The following is a 20140-nucleotide window of genomic DNA, read 5'->3' on the forward strand; positions in this document are numbered from 1 at the left end:
TACGGTGGCTTATGCACGTGCGTTCATGTGGCTCCGCGAAATCGTAGACACCCGTCAGTTCCAGCCTCGTATCTCTCATGTCGCACCGGTGTCCATTCTTGGCTATGAGGATGCTATCGGCCTTTCGTTTGATGCGGTGTGGGTGCTCGGTGCTGCCAACACAGTACTTCCTGAGCGTGCCGAGCCTTCCCCTTTTATTCCTACGGAACTGCAGATAGCGGCCGGCGTTGCCGAGGCATCCAGCGAGGCCACGTTGATTCGCGCTCAAAAGGTCGTAGCCGCGCTTCTGAGCACAAGTGACTCGGTCACGGTGTCGTGCGCATCTCACAACGAGAAGGGGGCTCCTTTGGGGGCTAGCGAGCTTTTTGGCTGCTGGCCAGCAACATCGCCGAAGGTTGAGTCCAAGGGGCTGTTCATTGACCAGATGCTCGGTACGTTGGATCGCGCCACTTTCGATCCTGAAGAAGTCCCTGCGGTATCCGCTGATGAGTTGACCACCCTTAAGGGAGGCGTAGCTATCTTCAAGAACTACGCTGAATCCCCATTCTTTGCCTTTGCAAAAAATCGCTTGCAGGCTGAGATGTTTCCGATTCCGGTGATCGGTCTTGATCCGCAGATCCAGGGCACGATGGTTCACCTTGTACTGGAACTCTTCTGGAGAGACGTTCGTACCTCCGAAGCCCTCAAGGCGATGGATGACGAGCAATTGGTCGACAAGGTTCAGGGACATGTTGCTGGTGCTTCGGAAAAGCTCCTGAACAAGCTGATCTGGCGTTACGGCGCTCGTCTGATCAGCCTCGAACAGATGCGCCTGTGTGCCCTGGTGGTCGAGTGGCTTGAGATGGAGAAATTACGAGATCACGAATTTGAGGTGCTGGGTTTTGAAGAACCGCATGAGATCAAAATCGGTGAGGTGTCTTTGACTGTTCGTATCGACCGCAGGGACCGCATTTACCTTGACGCAGACAAAGAGGTGTATCGCGATGTTGTTCACGACTATAAGACTGGCAACACGCTCAGGAGGAGTGGGCTTGATGCTCGCAAAATGACTGAACCTCAGTTGCCTATTTATGCTACCCAGATTGATCTGCAAGGCAAAGACGGGGCAAGCATCGATGGGGTTTCGTTGGCTCAGGTCAACTCTAAATCCTTGGGTTTTCATACTCGCAGTAACTTCGCGCCGGCACTGATCAAGAAAGGGAAAGGCGAGATGCCGCCGTTGAGTGCTTTCGAAGATGCCTGGCACGAACAGCGTGACGAGTGGGCTGATGCATTGGACCGCATGAGTGCTGGTTTCATTGCCGGCTTAGCAAACCTTGAGCTTCGCGGGAACACGTACCCAATTGGCTACGAGTACCTCGCAGACCTCGCTCGTTAACCCGCGACGTCAAGCACCTTTGCGACAACCCCGGACGGGTATACCCCCGATCCGGGTTTTTTGTTTTTGGGTTTTGGCGCTGGGTGGTGGCACATCTTTCCGTCGTTAATCTGGCTCCATCACAAAGGAGTTTCTCAGATGACCGCATTCGTACAACTGCCAGGCCTGCCACACCTCGATCCAATTTTCGAAGCCGTTGCTGCTTTGAATCCGCACGATGGCGCTGTACGGGCGCTGGCTATCGATCCACGCCGTTCCATGGCGCTGATGGCCCCAGCCGGTTCTGGTAAAACCTCGACTCTGCAACTGCGCCTGCTGGCGTGCCTGACGACGGTAGAGCGCCCAGAGGAAGTGCTGGCCATTACCTTTACCAACATGGCCGCTGCTGAGATCGTTGAGCGTGTCATGGGGGCACTGTCACAAGCCGCTACCGGCATCGTGCCGACCGAGGCGCACGAGATTCCGCAGTTTCATCTGGCACGGTTGGTGCTGGAGCGTGATCAGCAACTGGGATGGAATCTGCTTCTGAACCCAAGCCGTCTGCGCATTATGACCTTTGACAGCTTCTGCGCCTTCCTGGCCAGCAAAACCCCGATCATGTCCGGTCTGGGTGGGGGTAAGACTACCGACGACGCGGCGCTGATCTACCGACTGGCCATTCTCGAAACCTTGCAGTCGGTCAACGACAACGATCTGCCGGAAGCGCTGGCTGATGCGCTCAAGGCGGTACTGAGTTTCGCAAAGAACCGTTTTGAAACACTGGTACCGATGTTTGCGAACCTGTTGGCCAAGCGTGATCAGTGGGCCAGCCGAATTATGAACCTGGACATCGGGGTAATGCAGGAGGTTGTTTCCAATATGGTCCTGCAGGCTGCTGAGCAAGCGCTGACAGTGATCAGTGGTACGGAGGTTGAATCGTGCATGGATTGCACCACAGCAGCCTCAGGCGTGTTCTCTGACTTTCCATGGGCGGTTTCGCGCCCTGGCCTTTCGACCGATCCTACTTGCCTTGCATACCTGCGCGAATTCGCCGGTTACATGCTCACCAAAGAAGGTAAGGTCCGCTCCAAGGTCGACTCTCGAAATGGCTTCCCAGCGAAGCACGAGCTGACCAAAGAGATGAACGGCCTGCTGGCCAGCATTAAGGGCAGCGGCCGCGCCGATGAGTTTTCGGATGCACTGTGCGTTCTAGCAACTCTGCCAGACCTGCAATATCCTCAGGCAGCTGCTGAGATGTGCCAACACTTCACCATCATCCTGCGTTACTTGCTGGCGAACCTCACTCTGACGTTCGAGGCGACCAACTCGCTGGACTTCCCCGAGATCGCTCAACGCGCCATTCAGTCGCTCGGCACGGAGGAGAGTGTGGGTGATGCACTGCTGGATGAAGACCGAATTGCCCACATCCTCGTTGACGAGGTTCAGGACACTAACCAGGCCCAGTTCGACCTGTTGCTGCTGCTGACTGCGCACTGGGAAAACACTGATGGTCGGTCCATCTTTTTCTGTGGCGACTTGCTGCAAGCGATCTACTACTTCCGCGGTGGGGACGTGACGTTGTTCAACAACATGGTTGAATCACGTTCCTTTGGTGCGAAAGAGTTGGAGGTGTTACACCTTGTCGTGAACTTCCGTTCCTCCCCCGGCGTCGTGAACTGGAACAACGAGACCTACGCCAAGATTTTCGCAGACTCACCGTTCAAGTTCGTGCCGTCCGTGCCATTTCGCAAGGGTGACGGTGGTTTCCACGTACGCCCAGTATCGACCGGTCCGATTGGCGAGGCCCAGGAAGTGGCGCGGATCATCAAGGACGTGCAGGCCAACGATCCGACCAAGTCCATCGCGATTCTAGTGCGCGGACGCTCCCACCTGAAATACATCCTGCCTGAGCTGAAAGCAGCAGGTATTGAAGTTACCGGCCAAGACATCGATCCGATTTCTGAATCCGCTCCAGTGACGGAAGTGATTGCCCTGACCCGAGCGCTTTGGCATGCCGGGGATCGCACCTCGTGGCTGACACTCTGCCGAGCATCTTTTGTCGGCTTGAGCTGGACGGACTGTCTTGCCGTTGCGCGCGGCGGGCAGGTGATTCATGAATCACTCAAAAGCGAGACAGTTCAAGAGCAACTCTCACCCGAAGGGCGCACTCGCGTTAAGCACCTGTTGAGCATTCTGAGCGGCGTTGAGCGCTCCAGCCGTGGCACAGAGCTAGCTTGGGCCGTTAAATCCACCTGGATTGCGCTGGGCGGCCCTGCAACCGTGAATGAGGGCGAAATGGATGACGTCGAAACCATTTTCAAGTTACTCGCGAAGCACACTGAAACTGGCGATCTGACTGACCCGCAAGCCTTCTTCCGTGATATCGACAGTGCTTACGCGAGCCCTAAGCCCGGGTCTGTGACCGCGATGACGCTCCATAAGAGCAAGGGCTTGGAATATGACATCGTGATTATTCCGGGCTTGAACAAAACTGGCAGTCGGGACGAGGCACCTCTGTTTTACTGGCGTCAGGTCGCGGGCACTTTCACGATCGTTCCCAACCTAGGGCATTTGGACAAAACGACTGCTGAGAGCCGACTGTTCAGCTTCATTGGCAAAATGGTTCGTCAGGACCTGATCGAGGAGCGTGGGCGTCTGGCTTACGTCGGAACCACCCGTGCCAAGCAGGATTGCTACCTGGTCGCGTCCGTCGGCCGCCTGCTGGATGATGAAGACGAGGAAGATGCTGGGGAGGGCGGCTACATCTCCTCGACGATCAAGCCAGCTTCTGGATCGCTGCTTGAATGCCTCTGGCCTTCTGTCGGCGATATCGTCAGCCAGGTTGAGAGTGGTATTCCTATTTCCGCTCCGCTCACCACAGGCGTTCCGTCGAAAGCACGTCTGGATGCCGGCTTTACTGTCCAGCTTCCCAAGAACCTTTTCATTCCGGCAGCGAGCAACGATCAAATGCCCACGGAGAGTGAACTAAACGACGAGTTGCGCGAGGAAGAGGGGAATGATTATCGGGCCAAGACTGTTGGGATCGTTTTCCACTGGGTGGTAGAGCTGATCGGCAAAGAGGGTGTTGAAACATGGTCTGAAGAGCGTGTGAAGTCCAAGTCCCAAGCGATCGCATCGCGACTGCGCCGCGAAGGTTACCCTGCTGCCGAGGTTCCTTCAGCCGTTGCCCGGGTGATTGATCTCGTGGTGAAGACCATTCAGAGCGAACGCGGGCAGTGGATTCTGAAAAAGCGTCCCGGGTCCGGTCAAGAGGTTCAAGTCAGCGCCTATATGGGCGGTCGGTGGGTCCACCGCTATCTTGACCTGTCGTTCGTTGAGGATGACACCTATTGGATTTGCGACTACAAGTCACCGGCCTGCCCGGAGGGTATGGACGAACAGGTGTTCCTCCAACGTGAGGCAGCTCGATACGCACCGAAAATGCAGCAGTATGAGCGCGCAGTGAGAGACGCAGGCATCAACCTGAGGATCAAAAAGGCGCTCTTCTATCCAGCATTTGACGGATTCATTGAGGTGGCAGCGTAAGCATTAGTGCCCTTCGAACCGGATCTTTCGGTTCCGAGGGGTAACGCTTCGACGGCGGTGAAGAGGGCGCGAATCTTGCGCCCTTTTTTTATGCATTGAGGTCAAAACCTCCCTTCGGAGGCCAATGAGAGCCTCGAACAATTCTTGGTCGTAAGCGATTTCAATGCATTGGTCGTTGTAGGCGAGGAGACCAACAACATCTTGGGTTTTGAAATTGATTGCAGCAAGACCCAGGTACAAAGTCACTTGATAAAACTCACGGCGGCGAACATACCCTTTGTATTTTCGGTTCTTGTACTCGCCAATGATGATCTGGCCAGAGCGTTTCACTCTGAAGATCGCATCCGGCTCACCACCCACGCCCAGTGCACCGATCCTGCGTCGTGGATGTCCTCTCCCAAGATCGGAACCGACTAACTCGTGCAGTACTTCGCTGAGCCGAAACAGCTGAAATATCTGCGCAGGAGCCTTTGCTTTGAGCAGTAGGTAGAGCGCCAATCCAAGAAGGACTAAACCGATAACGGAATACATGGATTAGACCGGAATGATATTGAAGTAGAGGAGGGCGGCGATCAGGATGACCAGGCCGATGATGAATAACGCTTTATTTGGCCCCGCGCCGATCCGGGCGTGTGCGGCCGTTCCCATTCGAGCGGCTTTGGCATTGTAGGCACTGCCACCCGCTTTCACGAAAGCAACGGGGTCCTCGGCATACGCAGCCAGCTTACTCACAGCTAAATTTTTCCCTGTACTCATGCCATCCCCTTTCGAGGCGCCTTGTAGAAGAACGCCTTGTACCCGTTGAAGAAGAGCACGCCCTCATCTTCAAGGGTTTTGAAGGCGCGGCTTCCGGACCGCCGCTCCACACCTGCCAACGTTCGAATTTCTTCCTTGCTAGCTTGAACCTCAATACCCCGCGGAGTCTGCGTCGAATCAGGGTGCTGGACCAGCACGTTGACCACACGCTCGATACGCTCCAGATCCTTGGCAAAGTGGAGGTGCGCGGCATTTGAGTGCAATGCCATGAGGTGAAGCTCGGCAGCGAGCAGGACAGTCTCGCTGTACTTGAGGTCATTCATAAATGCCTGGTACTTGTCTTTCGACACCTTCAGCAGTGACGCGGCTGTCCTGGTCTTGTAGAGAAACTTCACCTGATCATGTCTGAGGGGACAAATGACATCGCCCCGGCGAAGCGCGTCGACAAAGATGGGTTTGCTTGAACTCTGTGGCGAAACGCCATGGACAATGATGCAGCCGCTTAGGAGGATGTAAAAATCCCCGTTGTCGGCTACCAATTGTTGGTTAGGGCTGAGATCGATGACATTGCCGTAGGCAGATCCTTGCAGTAGCCAACTCCCCCAACTCCCGGCATGTGGTGCAGTGCCAAACCAAGCAGGTTGTGGGGTATCGAGCAGGGTGAGAGATGGGCTTTTCATTGTCGCCATTACTTCGCGTCCTCCAAATCGTCCTGGACCAGATTTGTCTGGATTTTGGCGTTGACGCTGTTGGGCAAAGAAAGCGAGATCAGCGAGGCAATCGCATCGGAGGTCGGCCTCATTACCAGGAGGGCACATCTCACTCGTTTTGCATTAGCGCAGTAAAGCCCGCTCGAGCCTTGGGATTTAAGTTCGCGCAAAATCACATGGCGGCGGCGCTCAGTCGGAAGAGCAAGCGGCCCCTTGATACGGATGCCAGGAGTCCTCAGCAATGACGCCTTGATGATGGATGCGGCTTGGCGAATGGCTTGTGTGTCCAGGCCTTCAATGACGACGTAGAAGCTCTCAGAGGTAAAGTTTGATCGCATCGTCTTGGGATCGGCAAGATCCCAAGGCTGAACGTGCTTTGCTTCGTTGTACATGGAGGAGACCTGTAGACACTCTATTCCCCTAATAGTGGGTAGGGAGTGATCCTTTTTCGGTCCTTTTCAGACTTAATAATGAGAAAACCTCAATATTTTTTTGTGATGGTGTACGGCACGGGCGAACGCTTTTTGTGAGCGATGAAGGCGCCATGCCGAAATCAGCGTTGGATTTTTACGCACCTGTATGGTCATCGGGCCTGTAAGAGATCCCAGAATGTAATCGTAGAGAGTCAGTAGCTCAGGGGCATTGAGTGTTTGAACATCGGCAAGTGATTGCTGATGCCTTTCAGAGGCTTGGCTGATTATTCGTTGCTTCCACAGTCGGTACCGATTGTTCAAACGTCGCATTCTCCAAGGTGATGCTGGCGCCTTTAGGCGAGCATGTCGCACTACGTCTACCCCCGCCCATAGGGCTCGCGCTTGAGTGTAACGCCACCAATGCCGTCGCCAACTCGTTGATCACGAGCAATTTTGGGCCTGGAATTTTCAGAGGGTATTTTGACTTTCGGTTTCTGAGGCCACTGATACTATTCCGATTCCTAAGGAGTTCCAGCCTAAGTGGGCTGCCGAAATTCTTCACTGAAATACCGCATTAACAGCTATGGGAAGTCCCGGATGAATGCATCCAATCGGCGTCACACAAGGTACTCGGTCCCTGAGGGTGCTCTGGTAAGTCAGAAAATCAGGAGTAATGGCGTACTCGGACGGATGCTTGGTTGGGCGGACTGCCGGCTACGCGATATCTCCATCGCCGGCGCTCTCATTTTGACAGAGAAGAAATTCGGCATTGGCGACAAGATTAGTATCAAGCTGAGTCCAAAGAAGGACGCAGAGCTTGTATTCGAGGGGGAAGTGGTCAACTGCTCCAAGGACCCGAAAACTGGCCATTTCCAGCTTGGGATTGCGATTCAGTCCCCCGCGGCAAGGAGCCCCGAAGAAAGCTTCTTCAACAAACTTGAATCGAATTTCCACCAGGTCGCATGATTGGCCTGGAGATAATAAAAACAAAAGGCCCAACCATCAGGATGGTTGGGCCTTGTGTAAGTCGAGGAAACGCAGCGGCACCACAGGCATTAATTCGGTTAGAAGGAGGGGTGTCTTAGGAGTTAGGAGGTTCCAGCTACCTATGCGCTTCCTCAAAAAACGTCAGGATTTCGGTACCGTCAAAAACCAGACGGTGAGTGCTAGTGCACACATTCTCTACCATTCCACATCGTCATGGAAGACCAATTTTGTACTTTTGGCGTAGGAAACATCTGATTTTTCAATGCAAAGCGTGACTTGCTTCACATCACATACGCGCACAAGGGTGTACCAGCAAAACATTCTGACAGTCTAGTCAGGAGAAGGTTTCCGATTGGTGAATATTATTTCACTGTTTTTTGACGCTTTCCTCAACAGTCGTGAGGAGTACGAAATCCAGCGAAAAAATTACGCATGCGAAATCTTTTTGCTGGAAGTTTCGTCAGCCTAGGCGGGGCGTTCCAAAGATCCGCTTCATCAACTGAGCCCCTTTCGGCGCTACATCGGGTACCAGCTGAACGATGGTGTAGAGAGAGCCAGATTCGGTTGAATTGAACACCAAATGCAGGTTATGGCCCTTCAAGCCGATAAAGGGCGATGCATAGAGCAGGGCAGTGTTCATTTCCTCGGAGGTTGAAAGATCCATGTGCCGCTTGAAGCCAAAAATGAGCCGCGACTCGAAGCGTTGCCACAGATTTTCATCAGGGCTATCGGTCACGTACACCAGGTTGAGACCCATGCTTCTGGCCAGCCGTAGGCCGGCGGTAATGGATTCCAGATCCCGAACAAGGGGAACACGATCGATAATCAGAGACCGACCTCTAACTGCGTTCTCCCCGAGCGCGGAGTAATGTGCCGCCACCAGATGCTCCAGTGTGTAGGTCTGATTAGGGATGATTGACACCGCCAAGCGGTTCTGCGGATTTTCCCTCCGGGCACCCAAAAGGTAGGAGCTGTGATTTTCGGCAAGAGGCTGACGAAAAACGTCGTGGTTCTTGTTGAAGCGGTTGATGTAATCGTCGCCGTCGGCATTGCAGCGAACAACAGCAACCTGTAGGTCAGCCAGATTGTTTAGGCATATCTCCTGATCAATCCACTGAGAAGTCTCGTGGGATTCTGTGTGGATGATCAGAGTGTTCCCGGTGTAGTCCCGGCCCAAGAGGTACTGCGAGGGTGCAATGAAGCCGGTACGGGCTTTGAATCGGGCAAGCTCTCTGGGGTCGGTAGAGGTTGGATCGATCTTGTCGCTCATTGCGTAGGACTTCAACGCGTCGAAGTTGGAAAACCCCCACATGATGGCAATCAGTGAGCCCTGAGGATGACCGGTCAAGATGTCCGGCATTCCTGGAGCAACCATGTTCTGGCTCATGCGCAGGAACTCCATCATCTGCAGAGCGCGATCGGGTATGGCCTTAATCTCCGCAGGAGTCTTGATCTTCATCAACCCATTGATTGGGTCGACCAATTGGTCCTGTTTAAGATCGATCGACGTATAGCCATAGGCTCTGGCCACAATGCTGGTCGCTTGATCACCCGTCAGCCCCAACGCCTTGTTTGCGACCAGTCGTTCCCGTTGTTCTTTGTACATGCTTACGAATCCAAAAATTGGCCGATTGGTTGATTGCGCTCCACGAAACTGACATAGGCTTGGTAAAGGCACTCATCAGCCTCGGAGGTGATGGAATTCGCTAGCATTCGGTAGGCACGTCGCAGGTCTGGCTTAATGTCCAACGTACCGTTTTCAAGGACATTAACGAGCTCGACGATGGCACGCACATAACCGCCGGTTGCAGCTCGCTCAATAAAGCGCAATCCCTTGGCCACGTCATAGTTTGTACGCTGTTTCATCAGGTGCTGCATGCCCAGCGTATAGCAGGCCACTTTGGAGGCAGGTTGAGTCACCGCTGCCAGGCGAAGCCAGTAATCGGCTTTGTCGGGGTTCGGCTCAACCCCAATGCCATGATTCAGGCAACGCGCAATTTGGAACATTGCATCGCTGTTTTGCTCGTTCGCTAGTTCGAGAATGTCGCGATAAGCATTCGAGCGACTGCGTTCATCGTTCGACTCAAGATCGCGAGTCAGGCTGGCCAGGCGGAGTGTGGTGTTGCCCACAGTTGGCTGCATAGGTTGTTCGTGCCTTATTCTGAAATGGGAACGCGCTTGTTGCGTTTTTTCGGGGTTTTTTCTACCGGGCCAAATGTTCGATAGCCCTCTTTGTATTGGTAGATGTGCATGGCCTCAATGTACGGTTCTTCCTCCAGCCGTGCACGCGTAGAACGCCCCTGGTTTTCCTGAGAAGCCGCTTTGGCTCCTGATGGATCGTACGAGACCAAGGGGTCGATTCTCGGCGGCGGCGATTCAATGTCGTAAACGAATGGTGTTTGCGCGAGAACAAAGTCTGGTTCGTTGTCCCCATCTTTGAACCTGGCTCGAACATGAGGAGCCACGGGACGGTGGATGCACACCTGCTCGCTGGTGTCATCCAGCGCCTCAAGCATTTCTAACGAGTAAACCAGCTTGCGCTCCAATGAGTTTTCAAGCGTATCGTCCATCCGCGGGCGATAGCCGTGCAGATCGAACAGTTGCTTATCCCATTCGGCGATCAGGTCCTTTGCCTGTCTCTTCACACCGGAGGAACCCACATGCCAGTAAAAACGGATGAACTGTGGATCTGAAAGAATCACCGTGGTTCTAATTGCCTGGAGACTTGAGATTCCGGGAAATTTCTTCCACAAAGCTTTCCGTTCGTGGGCTTTGAGTAAGCCGAGGAGTCGGAATAGTTCCAGTCGAATCCTATTGGTCTTTTCCAGGTACTGAATCGCAACCCGTGGCAACCCCAACGCGCCCGGTGCGCGGAATGTCTCTTTAGCGCTTTGTTCGGGCTTGAGGGTGATGTTCGTCAACACGTCTTTCGCACATTGAAGAGCTGCGGCGCCGAAGAGAGGCGTTACCGGAATCGGATTCCCCACCGTCACAAGCTTCGTTTTGCGTAGTTCAATGCCGAAAATGGCATCAACACGTATGTGCGTACTGGAAGCCTCCAGGACTAGCTCCAACGCTTCCAACTCTTCCCTTAGCTCATTGACAAGTTGGAGTGCGCCGCTTGCATTGCTTAGGTAGTTAGTCATGTCTTCGCGCCTGCTTTGCTGGTGCTTTCAATGTAACGTCGCCATTTGGAAAAACGAGGCCATGTTTTGGGATGTCCACTGATTGTCCCATCGTTAGACTGGGTCGCGTACTCAAAATTGGGGCTGGAAATTTGTCACTGGCGAACGCGTTCCAAAATTCGAAGAACCTTGCTGACCTTTCTTCCGCTTGGATTCGGCACGTCAAAACTGAACTGCAGGGCAAAGGCGTCGATACGAAATTGAAGCTCCAGATTGGGGATTCAGCGTCGTTGGTGGCTCCAGCCGCGCTAGTCGCTGGGATGGTTATCGAGTCCGGGTTGATCTATGACCAAGCCCCGTTGCGGGTGCTTCTAATTGCGAGTGATCCCCTGGTTCGATTTGACCGCTCGACTTGGGCATCCATGGCCGGCGATTTTCTTGGATGTCCAGGAAATGTTGAGATCCTGCTCAACGTTGAGGAGGACGCTGTAAGTTCAGGCTTTCCGATCGCAGAGGGGCTCGGTCTGAAGCCATGCGCCGTGCTCTCACATGAGGACGCGCGAACAGCGGCCGGGGAGCGGATAGATTTGGCGATATGGATTCACCCTGCCGCCGAATCGATGGATGGCGCGGAGTGTGAAAACAGCATGACTGCTGTCGCGCTCGCCAACGCCGGTGTTCCAACCTATGTCACCTCTTTCAACGAAGTTGACCTACTCGGTCAAAACTTCCTTCTCAACGAGTTTGCAGTGGAGCTGCAGCCTGTAGGTGGTCAGTTGGCGCGGGGTAGCCGCGCGATAAACCGGTTTGGCATTTCGACAACGAGCCTCGGCGTTGAAGGGGGATGGTGTGCAATTTTCTCCAGACTGGTCCCGGCTTCAACACAGCTCGAAGAAGTCGATATACAGCGGGTCAAAACCGCTCTCCGTCTTTTCTGCGTGGAGGGGGCGATCCACAACTCCTGGAGCCTTGGTCAGCACATCAATGGGGTAGCGTTCAATCGAGTACTCCCGGTTGGGCTGATCGGCAACATGGCCATCGATGCAAAGAATGGGCATTTGTTCTCCGAGAACGATGCTACGAAAGAGCTTGAGTTGGTGGGTCACCTCTGGAAGAGCAAGCTGGCCACCATGCCAACTGAAAAGGGCGATCTTCTTTTGTGGGCTTGTGATGTAAAGCTGTCCTTCATGGCGGCGCTCCCCAAGGAGGACGGGAAACGCACAGAGGCCATTGGCATCCTTGATTCAGGATTCAAGGCTGGTGTGGTGGCAGCGGGCGTGGGACTGGCCCGTTCATACGAAGCTTCGAAACTGGACGGAGGGAAGGACAAGGCATTGTCCCTGTACTCTGAGATTGGGGATGGCCATCCCATCAGTGCCTATGCCCTCGCGTACCAGGCGTATGAAGCCGGTGATGAGGCCAAAGCCGAGGTGCTTTTCCGAGCGTCCGCCGAGCAGGGCTATCCGGTTGCTCAGGCTGATTTAGGAAAACTGCTGCATGCATCAGGGCGTTATCAAGAAGGAGTTCGACAGTTAAATCTCGCGGCGAAAGCGGGCGACCCTGAAGCGAACTATGTGCTGGGTGAGCTTGCGGTGAAAGGCAGCCTATTCCTGGAGTCTCTCGATTTCTTACGAAAGGCTTGGCAGTTCGGACATGCAGAGGCGGCCAATCTGGGCGTGCAAGTCGCCAAGCACATGTTGGATAACTCGATCGGTAAGCGCTCATTAATCAAGCGTGAACTGAAGGAGGTGACTGCGTTCGTTGTGAAGCTGGAGACTCGCGCAGACAAAATGGCCAAAGAGCAAGAGCGTACCGCCGCGCTCGCGAAAGAGATGCTGGAAGCAACCCTTGCGAAGCAGCAAAGACCACACCAGGCCAATGAGTGAACGTGACCGCTCCCAGCGGCTTTTAGGCAAGGTGCTCCCGATGATCGCTGCTGCAGCGCTGATCCAAGGATCGCTGAGCAACTGCGTGAGCGCCGAGCCTTTAAGGCCCAAGGTCAATTTTCAAATCAGCTATTACCCGGTGTTCGGAAGGACGATTGCAGAGATTCAAAATTCCATAGGCCAAAACACCCCGAGCAAGGATGGAGACGTTTATTACGCTGGGGTAACGGTCTGGGATCTTAATTCCAGCTTCGAGATGCTTAGTACGCCGGCGGGCTGCTCCCTCACCAATAGTCAGGTGAACCTCAACACGACTATCCACCTTCCTCAGTTAACAGACCCTGACCAGGTATCGGCCGGGGTTCGGACCGAGTGGGTACGCTTCAGTAACGCGCTGAAGACGCACGAGATGATGCATGCCAAAAATGCTTATCGAGCTGCATCGACGCTGTTGAACAAGATCAATCTCTTGAGCACATCTGTGCCATGCGACCGAGCTCGAATAATCATTCAGGACGGTACCGACACGTTGATCCAGCGCATAACGGAATTCGATCGTGAGTTAGATAACGAGACAGAGCACGGAAGAACCCAGGGTGCATTTCTCAACCTTGGGATTCGATGAGCGCAGGCTCGCGCGAGCGGAGAACACGTCTAAATGGTGTGGTCGGAGATGACGTTTGATCTAGGGCTGGCACTACCAACGGCGTAAAGCATCGATGACTGCCCTTTCAGGGCGAGCCTGGTAAGGCTTGTTGCGAAGACGGTTACGAAGCAGCGCGTTGCCTTGAAGGGGATCGAAATTGACTCCTGAAACGAACCCCACCCATCCTGAATCAGTTCCTGCTACTAGATCGGCCCATTTCACTTCCATTGGGTTCGGTCGGCCGAGTCCAAACATTACACGGCAATCGCAGTCGCCGATAAGTTCTCACACGCCGAAACTGTGGGCGTTGAAATACTCTTGCGTGCTGACAGTGACAGTTGGATGTTGGGCTTCCTCAATCGTGCCAACCGGGCTTATCGGCAACAAGCAGGTGAAGCGCTTGACATAGGTTGGCAATGGGTGCGCTACAACGGGCTCAACGGGACCAAAGAGGTGCCAGCTGAGTGGGACGGGTTTCATTGGGGGTCGACTTCATTCGCTGGGCTGCCTCGGAACGCGGTAGAGGTGCTGGGATCAATCCCGATGAGAATGCCGGTGGCGCTTCCATTCAGCGAACAACTGCTGAGTCTCTTGTCAGTGACACTGGTTAGACCAGAGTGAATATGGGCTACGTATGCTCGAGCACGCGAGCAATATCAGGGATGCTAGGGATGGTGAGCAATGCAAGTGTTCAATGTTTCCATCCGCCAAATTCACTGCTGCGGCGTTAAAGATTGCGATATCTCCCCCGGTTTGACTCATTCTCCGGCCCATCTACGCTTCCAATGTCATTTTGACATTAAAAATAGGGCTGACCCTTATGCACACGATCGACCACCCTTGGACATCCTCACAACCCCCCCACAAAACGCCCGTGGTTACTGTGCTCGATGATGGCCACGTACAAGTGCTGTCGGACGCTGCGGCCGATGCCGATGGAGCGCCCAATGCGGACGTCATCGATGACTACGGACAATTGGAAACTTCACTGCGGCGAAGCCGAGGCTGGCGCGGTGAAGGAGAATACGTGAATGCACTGGAAATCCCCTACTTTGTCTTGCCAGGCAATTGGAAGGCGGTCACCGGTATCAAGTGCAGCCTGGGTGACATTGCAAGGTTGTCCGTGGATGGGGCTACGGTCTTTGCGATTTACGCCGACGTAGGTGGTGATGACAGCATTGGAGAAGCGTCAGTCCGGGCGATAGTGGCGTTGGGTGGCGACCCTTGGAGAAATCACAAGATCAAGGTGGGCCTGGGTTATGGGGTCACGTTCGAGGTTATTCCAGGCTCAGCAAATTTGGAAGCCACTCGTACCTTTGATGAAATTCAGCAGTATGGAAGCGTGCTGTTTTCCTAAGCGTTCGATTCGCCACAACAATAAAAAATTCAGGGAGGCCAAAGATGGCCAAGCTTACAAGACCGAGTTTGATGCTGGCTGTGGTCTTCATGTCTGGCTGCGTTAACCCCTACCCTCAGCCGGTTGTGAACGTATCCGAGCAGGAGGCCGTCAAAAGGGACGGCAGTAACGTTCGCATAATGAATCCCAACTGGATGAAAGGTGAGTCCTCCTTAGGGTTGAATACCGCCAAAAATCTATCCGATTTTCGACTCAACCTGGAGATCTACCACAAGCTATACACCGTGCAATACGAGCGCCTTGTAAACACGCTGAATGTTGCCGACGGAGCGACAGTTCTTGGAGGCTTATGGGGTGTCGCCGGCGCCTTGACCGAAACCAAGGCGTGGATATACCAAGGGGCAGGTGCGGCTGGTGGCGCGGCTATATTTACAGATCACTACCAGATCAAGGTTCAGTCAGATAACTATTTCAAGGCCAAAGAGGCTCTGAGTTGCATGTATGGGGTGGTGGGCGAGGTTCCCGACGGAATTGAACTTTCGCCCGCAGGCCTACGTACCGTCAACATCGCACTCAACGATGTCATCTCTAAACTTTTGCGCGTCCAACGCGACGTAACTTTAGCCCAACCAGATTTTGATAAATTGAAAAGGGCATTTGCTGTCCCGGACAAACCGCCAGCAGCACCGTCTGCGTGGTTAGCTTACAGCTCTACGGATGTAGATGATGACGTGCTACCAAGAGTAGCGAAGTGTGTGAGTCTATTTTAGAAGGTAGCGGGTGGCGGGAGTCGACGATCCAAAAATCGTCCCAACCACCCAGCTTAGTGGCCCATAGACCCATGGGAGGCTGCCCCGCGTATTCACTGAATGCCAGGAGCGGCTTTAACTTCTGCGCGATTCTCAGGACGTACTTCAGAAGATTCAGCAGAATTAGGTTTAGCGATGATTTCAATATTTTCATGATCTGTATGCTTTGCATACCAAGCGAAGCCTGTGCCCAAAACAGCACTCAACACAGCAATTTCTACAGCCAGCCTCAATGGATTCACAGTATTTCTCCTTGCTGATGAAATTAAGTGACTCAATGCAATATTGCTTTCCCACTACTAAGCCCGCTTGGAGGGATGACGGCGCAGCGGATTTTCTCAGGGTTGGAACTAGTCCGCTCGGATATCGTGGCGGATCAGAGTCTTACGGCCAAGCACCGAAATGAGGCCTTCATTGTTCAGGTCCTGCATGATTCGACCCACCATCTCTCGCGTACAGCCGACCATCATTGCGATCTCTATGCGTGTCGCCTTTACCACGAATCCATCAGGGTGATCGACCGCATCCGGAAGCTGACACAAATCCATGAGTGCACTTGAAACGCGGCCCCTGACGTCGTAGAACGCGAATTGGCCAACTCTGCGCACCACTTCTGAGAATCGTTTGGATAGTTCGCTGGACACCGCCAGGAGTGCCTCAGGGTCCCTGCGCCCAATCCCAAGGAGTTGGCTTTTTTTGACCTCGATAACCGAGCACTCGGTTCTTGCATGCGCGCTCAACTGGATCTGATTCACCCCTTCAACCAGGTTTCGGTCGAGCAACCCGAACAACTCCCCTGCTACCAGATGAGTAACGGTTAACCCATTGCCATCCTGATCGGCGAGTTGGAGAGTGACTGTGCCTTTGTCGATCAGATAGATGCGGGGCTCGTCATGGTCGAACCGGCTGATGACCGTCAGCGCTTCAAGCGTGTGTGACGTTCCGGTTTGAAGGAACAAGCCCCTGACACGGCCTTTCATTTTCAACGTGTCGAGGCCGGGTATTTTCATGTGCGCTCCATTCGTTAATTGCCGGCGACTCACCCACTTGCTGTGAACAAGACTTCACACCGGCGTTGATCGGAAAGATACGGACAAAAAATGCAAGGTGTTAGCCAAAGTAGGGGCTGGAATTTCGCGCCCCTACTTTGGGTGGCACGAGCTAAATGGCCACACCAAAATTGGTTCTTTATTCCCATCACCAGATTTGGAAAGGACATTTGCAGTGAGCCAACCAGAGCGCCCGCCATACGCCGTTGATGATCTCCCGTTTATTTGGCGGATACCGGCGGCGATCCTGAACTATGCCCTCGACCTCTTGGAGGCCAGGCATGAGCGCTCTTGGGAGCAGGGGCGTGATTCGGCGCATGCGCTTCAGAATGGAGAAGTACAACAGGGGAGTAATGAACCACATCACACCGGCGCCTCCAGGATCATCATCGGCTACCGTAAAGAGCAAGAGCATTCTGTGCCAGGAAAGGATCGCACGATTTTCAATGCGTCACGATTGATAGTCACCGCTGAGATTAAGGCAAGGATGCGCGGGGATTGTGGTTCATTCTTACCGGCAAATGAGCAACCCTCGGCCGAGCAGTGGAAAGCCATCTTTTCTTCCGCACATGCCACTGCAATATCCGGCGCTGCCGGTACCGGAAAATCAACGACACTCCTTTTTCGAGTCCTCCTGCTAAACCGATATCTCGGCGTCGCACTTGACCAGATCTGCCTAATGACCTTTAGCCGCGAATCTCGGGTTGAAATGGCTGCCGGATTGGCAGAGTTGTCTTCGAAGTGGGGGACTCCGCTGACAGTTCAGGAAGCGCAGCAGATTGTGAAAACACCACGATCGGCTGTACTTGAGTTGGCCCACTCTCTCCCGGATCTTGGCAACTGCGTACCATTTGAAGTGCTAAGTCAGACTGGCGCAGAAATCCAGAATGATGGCCGCCCATTCGACTACCGCCTGACACCTGGCCAGCAGGACGAAATGGGCAAGTGTTTTCAGCAACTGTATTTGGCGAACCGCAGATTTGCTGAACTGGTGACAACCCTTTTCGGCGCGTCGATGCAGGTCGAGCGCCTTGCGGTAGACCATCATGAGGTTATCAAGCGTGCGCCGATGGCGTGGGCTCTCAGTAGTGTTGACGTAGAACTTTGCGAATACATTGAAGGTCTTTGGCGCGCCGCGGGGAGGTGGCCACTGGCTGGAATAACGTCCACCCGCAAGCAATTCACACTGCGAGGGAAAACCTACAGCACCAACGGATACATTCCCCAGCTCAATGCGCACGTCGTCTTGGGATTCGATCGAGGGGAGGGTAGACACCTGACGAGGAATTCGAGTGTAAAGACCGAGGTGTACAAGGAGGTTGCGGTGAAGCGCACGCTTTTCCAAGCCTACTTCCCCGAGAGGCTTATTCACCTCGATTCCTATCAGGAGGCGCAGCAGCTTGTCCTAACCGTAAACTCGCTTCACAAGCTGGCACCTGAGTTCAACTACAAGCTCAATGGAGGGAACGCGGCGGTACCCATTCTTGAGGCATTCAACGAACTTGCTTCCATTATCGACACCCTCGGATTGGAGGTGGCCACAGTTGCAGGCCAGATGAATTTTCTACCAGCTGATATCGACGCGGCTTTTTTTGAAGCACTGGGGATCTACTGGCAGGCACTGGAGCGGCACTTGCTGGCGCTGCCAAATCCATGCCTGACGTTCGGTCGATTGTTCGATATGTTCAGCGACCGGCATGCCGATAATCTGATGCACGTCCCTGCAGCAGCCTTGGGCCGCTTCCGGCATTTGCTGATCGATAACGCAGAGGATCATGGAGTGCCGACGGCAGGTTGGGTGCGAGGACTCCTATCCGAGATTCGGCGGCGTGATCTCACCCGTGACGTATCGACTGAACATTGCACATCCTTGTTTGTTGCCGGAGACAATAACCAATGGGTGTTTGGTACCAGAGGAACATCTCCCCAACATCTGAGTGACCTTGAAGTTGCATTCCCAGCACCGACGCAGCCCATTCGGGTGGTTCTTCAGGATTGCCATCGATCAACCCAGGCAATAGTCGACGCAGGGCAAAACCTCATTCAAAACCTGCCTCCAGTATCCGGACGGCTGACCACATCCACCAGGAAAGTGCGGGCAGATGAAAAGCCTGTCGAGGTTTGGGGTGATGACCCCTCGATGTTTCATCAACTCTGTAAAGTCCACTACGACGTTGGTGACCTGATACTCATTCTGGCGGATTCAGCACAGGACATTGCCTGGATCGACGCGGCTGCCGGCGATTTGATTCGAGAGGATCGCGCGGCCGGTGGTCGCAGGATACGGGTTCGCTCCTACCACAAGTCCAAGGCTTTGGAAGCGGACATTGTGTTCATGGTTGGCGACCCGGCTGGAGGCGCGTCGTCCTGGTACCGCAATCAACTCTACAAAATTGCCGGGGTCAGCACCGGAGGTGACCTGACGCCTGGGGATACGGTTCTTGAAAGTGAGGCGGTCCGCTTGGTTCATGTGGGGGCAACTCGGGCCAAGAAGCGGTGCGTCTGGTTTCCAATCTCAGGGAGTCAATCATGCCGGACAGCTTCAAGGTTGGTGACCCTGACTCCAGGCCTGTTCAAGGACAATCGTGAGTAGCTTAGAGCAGGAGACGGTAGGTTATCTGCAGCACTGGGTCGCGCAGCCCTAGATGATCGCTGGTGGCACTGCTGCGCCCCATCCATGCTTGAACCTAACCAGGCGACCGCGGAAACGGTTGTCTACTGGAGAGCCTCACCGGAGTGTGTGGCTTAGCATTGAGCGCGAATTGACCGCGCCAACGAAATAGGCCGAGAATGACAAACATCGCTATTTATAAAAATTCGATCCCTGGCCACGTCCAGGAGCAAATCGTGGATTTGGTGCGCGCAAATATGACCGACCTGTCCATGCATGCGATTCCTCAAAGCAACTTCATGTTCGCGGTTTACCAGTACGCGATTGCTTGCGAGGTTCAGATGTATTTAGATGTTATCGCCTATACCCAAAAACTCCCGGCAGAGATCGCTATTGCCCATGCAGAGGACAACCCTGCCAAGGTTATTGGCTTCGTCCTGTATCTGCCGTTGCAATCGCACCCGGAGGCATGTGGGGTGACATACATGGCCGTAGCTGGTGAGTACCGCCGGAAGGGAATTGCCAAAGCGATGATGGCGGAAGTAATCAAACGCTATCCCCATGTAGAGCTGACCTGCTCCCCAGCAAAGGTCCCTTACTACGAAAGCATGGGCTTTCAAATGCTCCGTGTCCGGGACACACAAATTGTTATGAATACCCGGGACCATACCTCACAGGGGCTTATGCAAATTCTGGACGTTGCGCCCATCTACCAGTCCTCCGAGGTCAAGGAAGTTCATTCTGCGCTTGTGCAACGCTACGGACTGAGGGCGATGGTTGATGCAGAAAAGCAGCTTGAACGACATCTCAAACAGCTCTCGTACAAGGCTTCAGTATTCTTCAGAGAGCGGGCAGCAGTCACCCATTCAACAACAGCAGGCTGATTTA

Annotated in this window: 18 protein-coding genes; 9 read left to right on the forward strand and 9 right to left on the reverse strand. The window is 53.9% G+C overall.

The window, feature by feature from the left end:
- Positions 1–1378, forward strand: a 1378-nt coding sequence (locus tag ACQKP2_RS13330; RefSeq protein ID WP_427577049.1) for a PD-(D/E)XK nuclease family protein, incomplete at its 5' end; no start/stop codon positions are given.
- Positions 1379–1516: 138 nt separating this feature from the next.
- Positions 1517–4903 (forward strand): UvrD-helicase domain-containing protein, encoded by a 3387-nt coding sequence (locus ACQKP2_RS13335; RefSeq protein ID WP_427577051.1) that lies wholly within the window; start codon positions 1517–1519, stop codon positions 4901–4903.
- Between the two features lie 3 nt (positions 4904–4906).
- Here the strand turns inward: ACQKP2_RS13335 and ACQKP2_RS13340 are convergent, their stop codons facing one another.
- The 4 genes from ACQKP2_RS13340 to ACQKP2_RS13355 are packed head-to-tail and all read right to left on the reverse strand — an operon-like array spanning position 4907 to position 6761.
- Positions 4907–5434 carry a hypothetical protein gene (locus tag ACQKP2_RS13340; RefSeq protein WP_427577053.1) on the reverse strand — a complete coding sequence of 176 codons (528 nt, stop codon included), beginning with the start codon at positions 5432–5434 and terminating at the stop codon, positions 4907–4909.
- A 3-nt stretch (positions 5435–5437) separates the two neighbouring features.
- Entirely contained in the window at positions 5438–5659 is a 222-nt protein-coding gene (locus ACQKP2_RS13345; RefSeq protein ID WP_427577055.1) for a hypothetical protein, read from the reverse strand.
- A complete protein-coding gene (locus ACQKP2_RS13350) occupies positions 5656–6348 on the reverse strand; it encodes a hypothetical protein (RefSeq protein WP_427577057.1) in 693 nt (230 codons plus the stop codon). Before ACQKP2_RS13350 ends, ACQKP2_RS13345 begins: the two co-directional genes overlap by 4 nt.
- Positions 6348–6761, reverse strand: coding sequence for a hypothetical protein (locus ACQKP2_RS13355; protein WP_427577058.1), 414 nt, complete (start codon positions 6759–6761; stop codon positions 6348–6350). The genes ACQKP2_RS13350 and ACQKP2_RS13355 overlap by 1 nt, the downstream gene beginning before the upstream one ends.
- Positions 6762–7379: 618 nt before the next feature.
- On the opposite strand from ACQKP2_RS13355, the gene ACQKP2_RS13360 reads away from it, so the two are divergent.
- Complete coding sequence (locus ACQKP2_RS13360) at positions 7380–7748, forward strand: PilZ domain-containing protein (RefSeq protein ID WP_427577060.1); 369 nt, start codon at positions 7380–7382, stop codon at positions 7746–7748.
- Positions 7749–8229: 481 nt separating this feature from the next.
- Here the strand turns inward: ACQKP2_RS13360 and ACQKP2_RS13365 are convergent, their stop codons facing one another.
- Genes ACQKP2_RS13365 through ACQKP2_RS13375 form a run of 3 tightly spaced genes read right to left on the reverse strand, consistent with a single transcriptional unit; the run spans position 8230 to position 10915 of the window.
- Positions 8230–9375 carry a hypothetical protein gene (locus tag ACQKP2_RS13365; protein WP_427577062.1) on the reverse strand — a complete coding sequence of 382 codons (1146 nt, stop codon included), beginning with the start codon at positions 9373–9375 and terminating at the stop codon, positions 8230–8232.
- Positions 9376–9377: 2 nt separating this feature from the next.
- Positions 9378–9911 carry a tetratricopeptide repeat protein gene (locus ACQKP2_RS13370; RefSeq protein ID WP_427577063.1) on the reverse strand — a complete coding sequence of 178 codons (534 nt, stop codon included), beginning with the start codon at positions 9909–9911 and terminating at the stop codon, positions 9378–9380.
- A gap of 14 nt (positions 9912–9925) precedes the next feature.
- On the reverse strand, positions 9926–10915 hold the full coding sequence (locus ACQKP2_RS13375; RefSeq protein ID WP_427577065.1) for a DNA replication terminus site-binding protein: 990 nt from the start codon (positions 10913–10915) through the stop codon (positions 9926–9928).
- Positions 10916–10986: 71 nt separating this feature from the next.
- On the opposite strand from ACQKP2_RS13375, the gene ACQKP2_RS13380 reads away from it, so the two are divergent.
- The 4 genes from ACQKP2_RS13380 (at position 10987) to ACQKP2_RS13395 (ending at position 15553) form a co-directional block, all read left to right on the forward strand.
- Positions 10987–12780 carry a tetratricopeptide repeat protein gene (locus ACQKP2_RS13380; RefSeq protein ID WP_427577066.1) on the forward strand — a complete coding sequence of 598 codons (1794 nt, stop codon included), beginning with the start codon at positions 10987–10989 and terminating at the stop codon, positions 12778–12780.
- On the forward strand, positions 12773–13405 hold the full coding sequence (locus tag ACQKP2_RS13385) for a DUF922 domain-containing protein (RefSeq protein WP_427577067.1): 633 nt from the start codon (positions 12773–12775) through the stop codon (positions 13403–13405). The genes ACQKP2_RS13380 and ACQKP2_RS13385 overlap by 8 nt, the downstream gene beginning before the upstream one ends.
- A gap of 841 nt (positions 13406–14246) precedes the next feature.
- The gene (locus tag ACQKP2_RS13390) at positions 14247–14783 is read left to right on the forward strand and encodes a hypothetical protein (RefSeq protein WP_427577069.1); all 537 of its coding nucleotides are present in this window, start codon (positions 14247–14249) and stop codon (positions 14781–14783) included.
- 44 nt (positions 14784–14827) lie between these two features.
- A complete protein-coding gene (locus ACQKP2_RS13395) occupies positions 14828–15553 on the forward strand; it encodes a hypothetical protein (protein WP_427577071.1) in 726 nt (241 codons plus the stop codon).
- Positions 15554–15645: 92 nt separating this feature from the next.
- Here the strand turns inward: ACQKP2_RS13395 and ACQKP2_RS13400 are convergent, their stop codons facing one another.
- Positions 15646–15834 carry a hypothetical protein gene (locus tag ACQKP2_RS13400; RefSeq protein WP_427577072.1) on the reverse strand — a complete coding sequence of 63 codons (189 nt, stop codon included), beginning with the start codon at positions 15832–15834 and terminating at the stop codon, positions 15646–15648.
- Between the two features lie 108 nt (positions 15835–15942).
- Positions 15943–16602: a helix-turn-helix domain-containing protein gene (locus ACQKP2_RS13405; protein WP_427577073.1), complete on the reverse strand. Its 660-nt coding sequence runs from the start codon at positions 16600–16602 to the stop codon at positions 15943–15945.
- 214 nt (positions 16603–16816) lie between these two features.
- Between ACQKP2_RS13405 and ACQKP2_RS13410 the strand changes: the two genes are divergently transcribed.
- Together ACQKP2_RS13410 and ACQKP2_RS13415 are read left to right on the forward strand one after the other, a co-directional pair.
- Positions 16817–19234 carry a UvrD-helicase domain-containing protein gene (locus ACQKP2_RS13410; protein ID WP_427577075.1) on the forward strand — a complete coding sequence of 806 codons (2418 nt, stop codon included), beginning with the start codon at positions 16817–16819 and terminating at the stop codon, positions 19232–19234.
- A gap of 197 nt (positions 19235–19431) precedes the next feature.
- Positions 19432–20136, forward strand: a complete 705-nt coding sequence (locus ACQKP2_RS13415) for a GNAT family N-acetyltransferase (protein WP_427577077.1) — start codon at positions 19432–19434, stop codon at positions 20134–20136.
- Positions 20137–20140: the final 4 nt, after the last annotated feature.

The sequence above is a fragment of the Pseudomonas sp. NPDC089569 genome (assembly GCF_050280625.1).
GTDB lineage: Bacteria > Pseudomonadota > Gammaproteobacteria > Pseudomonadales > Pseudomonadaceae > Aquipseudomonas.

What these genes read in the sequence shown, in the direction of transcription:
- ACQKP2_RS13335 (WP_427577051.1), top strand. Translation starts at nt 1,517, where the DNA reads ATGACCGCATTCGTACAACTGCCAGGCCTGCCACACCTCGATCCAATT.
- ACQKP2_RS13340 (WP_427577053.1), bottom strand. Translation starts at nt 5,434, where the DNA reads ATGTATTCCGTTATCGGTTTAGTCCTTCTTGGATTGGCGCTCTACCTA.
- ACQKP2_RS13345 (WP_427577055.1), bottom strand. Translation starts at nt 5,659, where the DNA reads ATGAGTACAGGGAAAAATTTAGCTGTGAGTAAGCTGGCTGCGTATGCC.
- ACQKP2_RS13350 (WP_427577057.1), bottom strand. Translation starts at nt 6,348, where the DNA reads ATGGCGACAATGAAAAGCCCATCTCTCACCCTGCTCGATACCCCACAA.
- ACQKP2_RS13355 (WP_427577058.1), bottom strand. Translation starts at nt 6,761, where the DNA reads ATGTACAACGAAGCAAAGCACGTTCAGCCTTGGGATCTTGCCGATCCC.
- ACQKP2_RS13360 (WP_427577060.1), top strand. Translation starts at nt 7,380, where the DNA reads ATGAATGCATCCAATCGGCGTCACACAAGGTACTCGGTCCCTGAGGGT.
- ACQKP2_RS13365 (WP_427577062.1), bottom strand. Translation starts at nt 9,375, where the DNA reads ATGTACAAAGAACAACGGGAACGACTGGTCGCAAACAAGGCGTTGGGG.
- ACQKP2_RS13370 (WP_427577063.1), bottom strand. Translation starts at nt 9,911, where the DNA reads ATGCAGCCAACTGTGGGCAACACCACACTCCGCCTGGCCAGCCTGACT.
- ACQKP2_RS13375 (WP_427577065.1), bottom strand. Translation starts at nt 10,915, where the DNA reads ATGACTAACTACCTAAGCAATGCAAGCGGCGCACTCCAACTTGTCAAT.
- ACQKP2_RS13380 (WP_427577066.1), top strand. Translation starts at nt 10,987, where the DNA reads ATGTCCACTGATTGTCCCATCGTTAGACTGGGTCGCGTACTCAAAATT.
- ACQKP2_RS13385 (WP_427577067.1), top strand. Translation starts at nt 12,773, where the DNA reads ATGAGTGAACGTGACCGCTCCCAGCGGCTTTTAGGCAAGGTGCTCCCG.
- ACQKP2_RS13390 (WP_427577069.1), top strand. Translation starts at nt 14,247, where the DNA reads ATGCACACGATCGACCACCCTTGGACATCCTCACAACCCCCCCACAAA.
- ACQKP2_RS13395 (WP_427577071.1), top strand. Translation starts at nt 14,828, where the DNA reads ATGGCCAAGCTTACAAGACCGAGTTTGATGCTGGCTGTGGTCTTCATG.
- ACQKP2_RS13405 (WP_427577073.1), bottom strand. Translation starts at nt 16,602, where the DNA reads ATGAAAATACCCGGCCTCGACACGTTGAAAATGAAAGGCCGTGTCAGG.
- ACQKP2_RS13415 (WP_427577077.1), top strand. Translation starts at nt 19,432, where the DNA reads ATGACAAACATCGCTATTTATAAAAATTCGATCCCTGGCCACGTCCAG.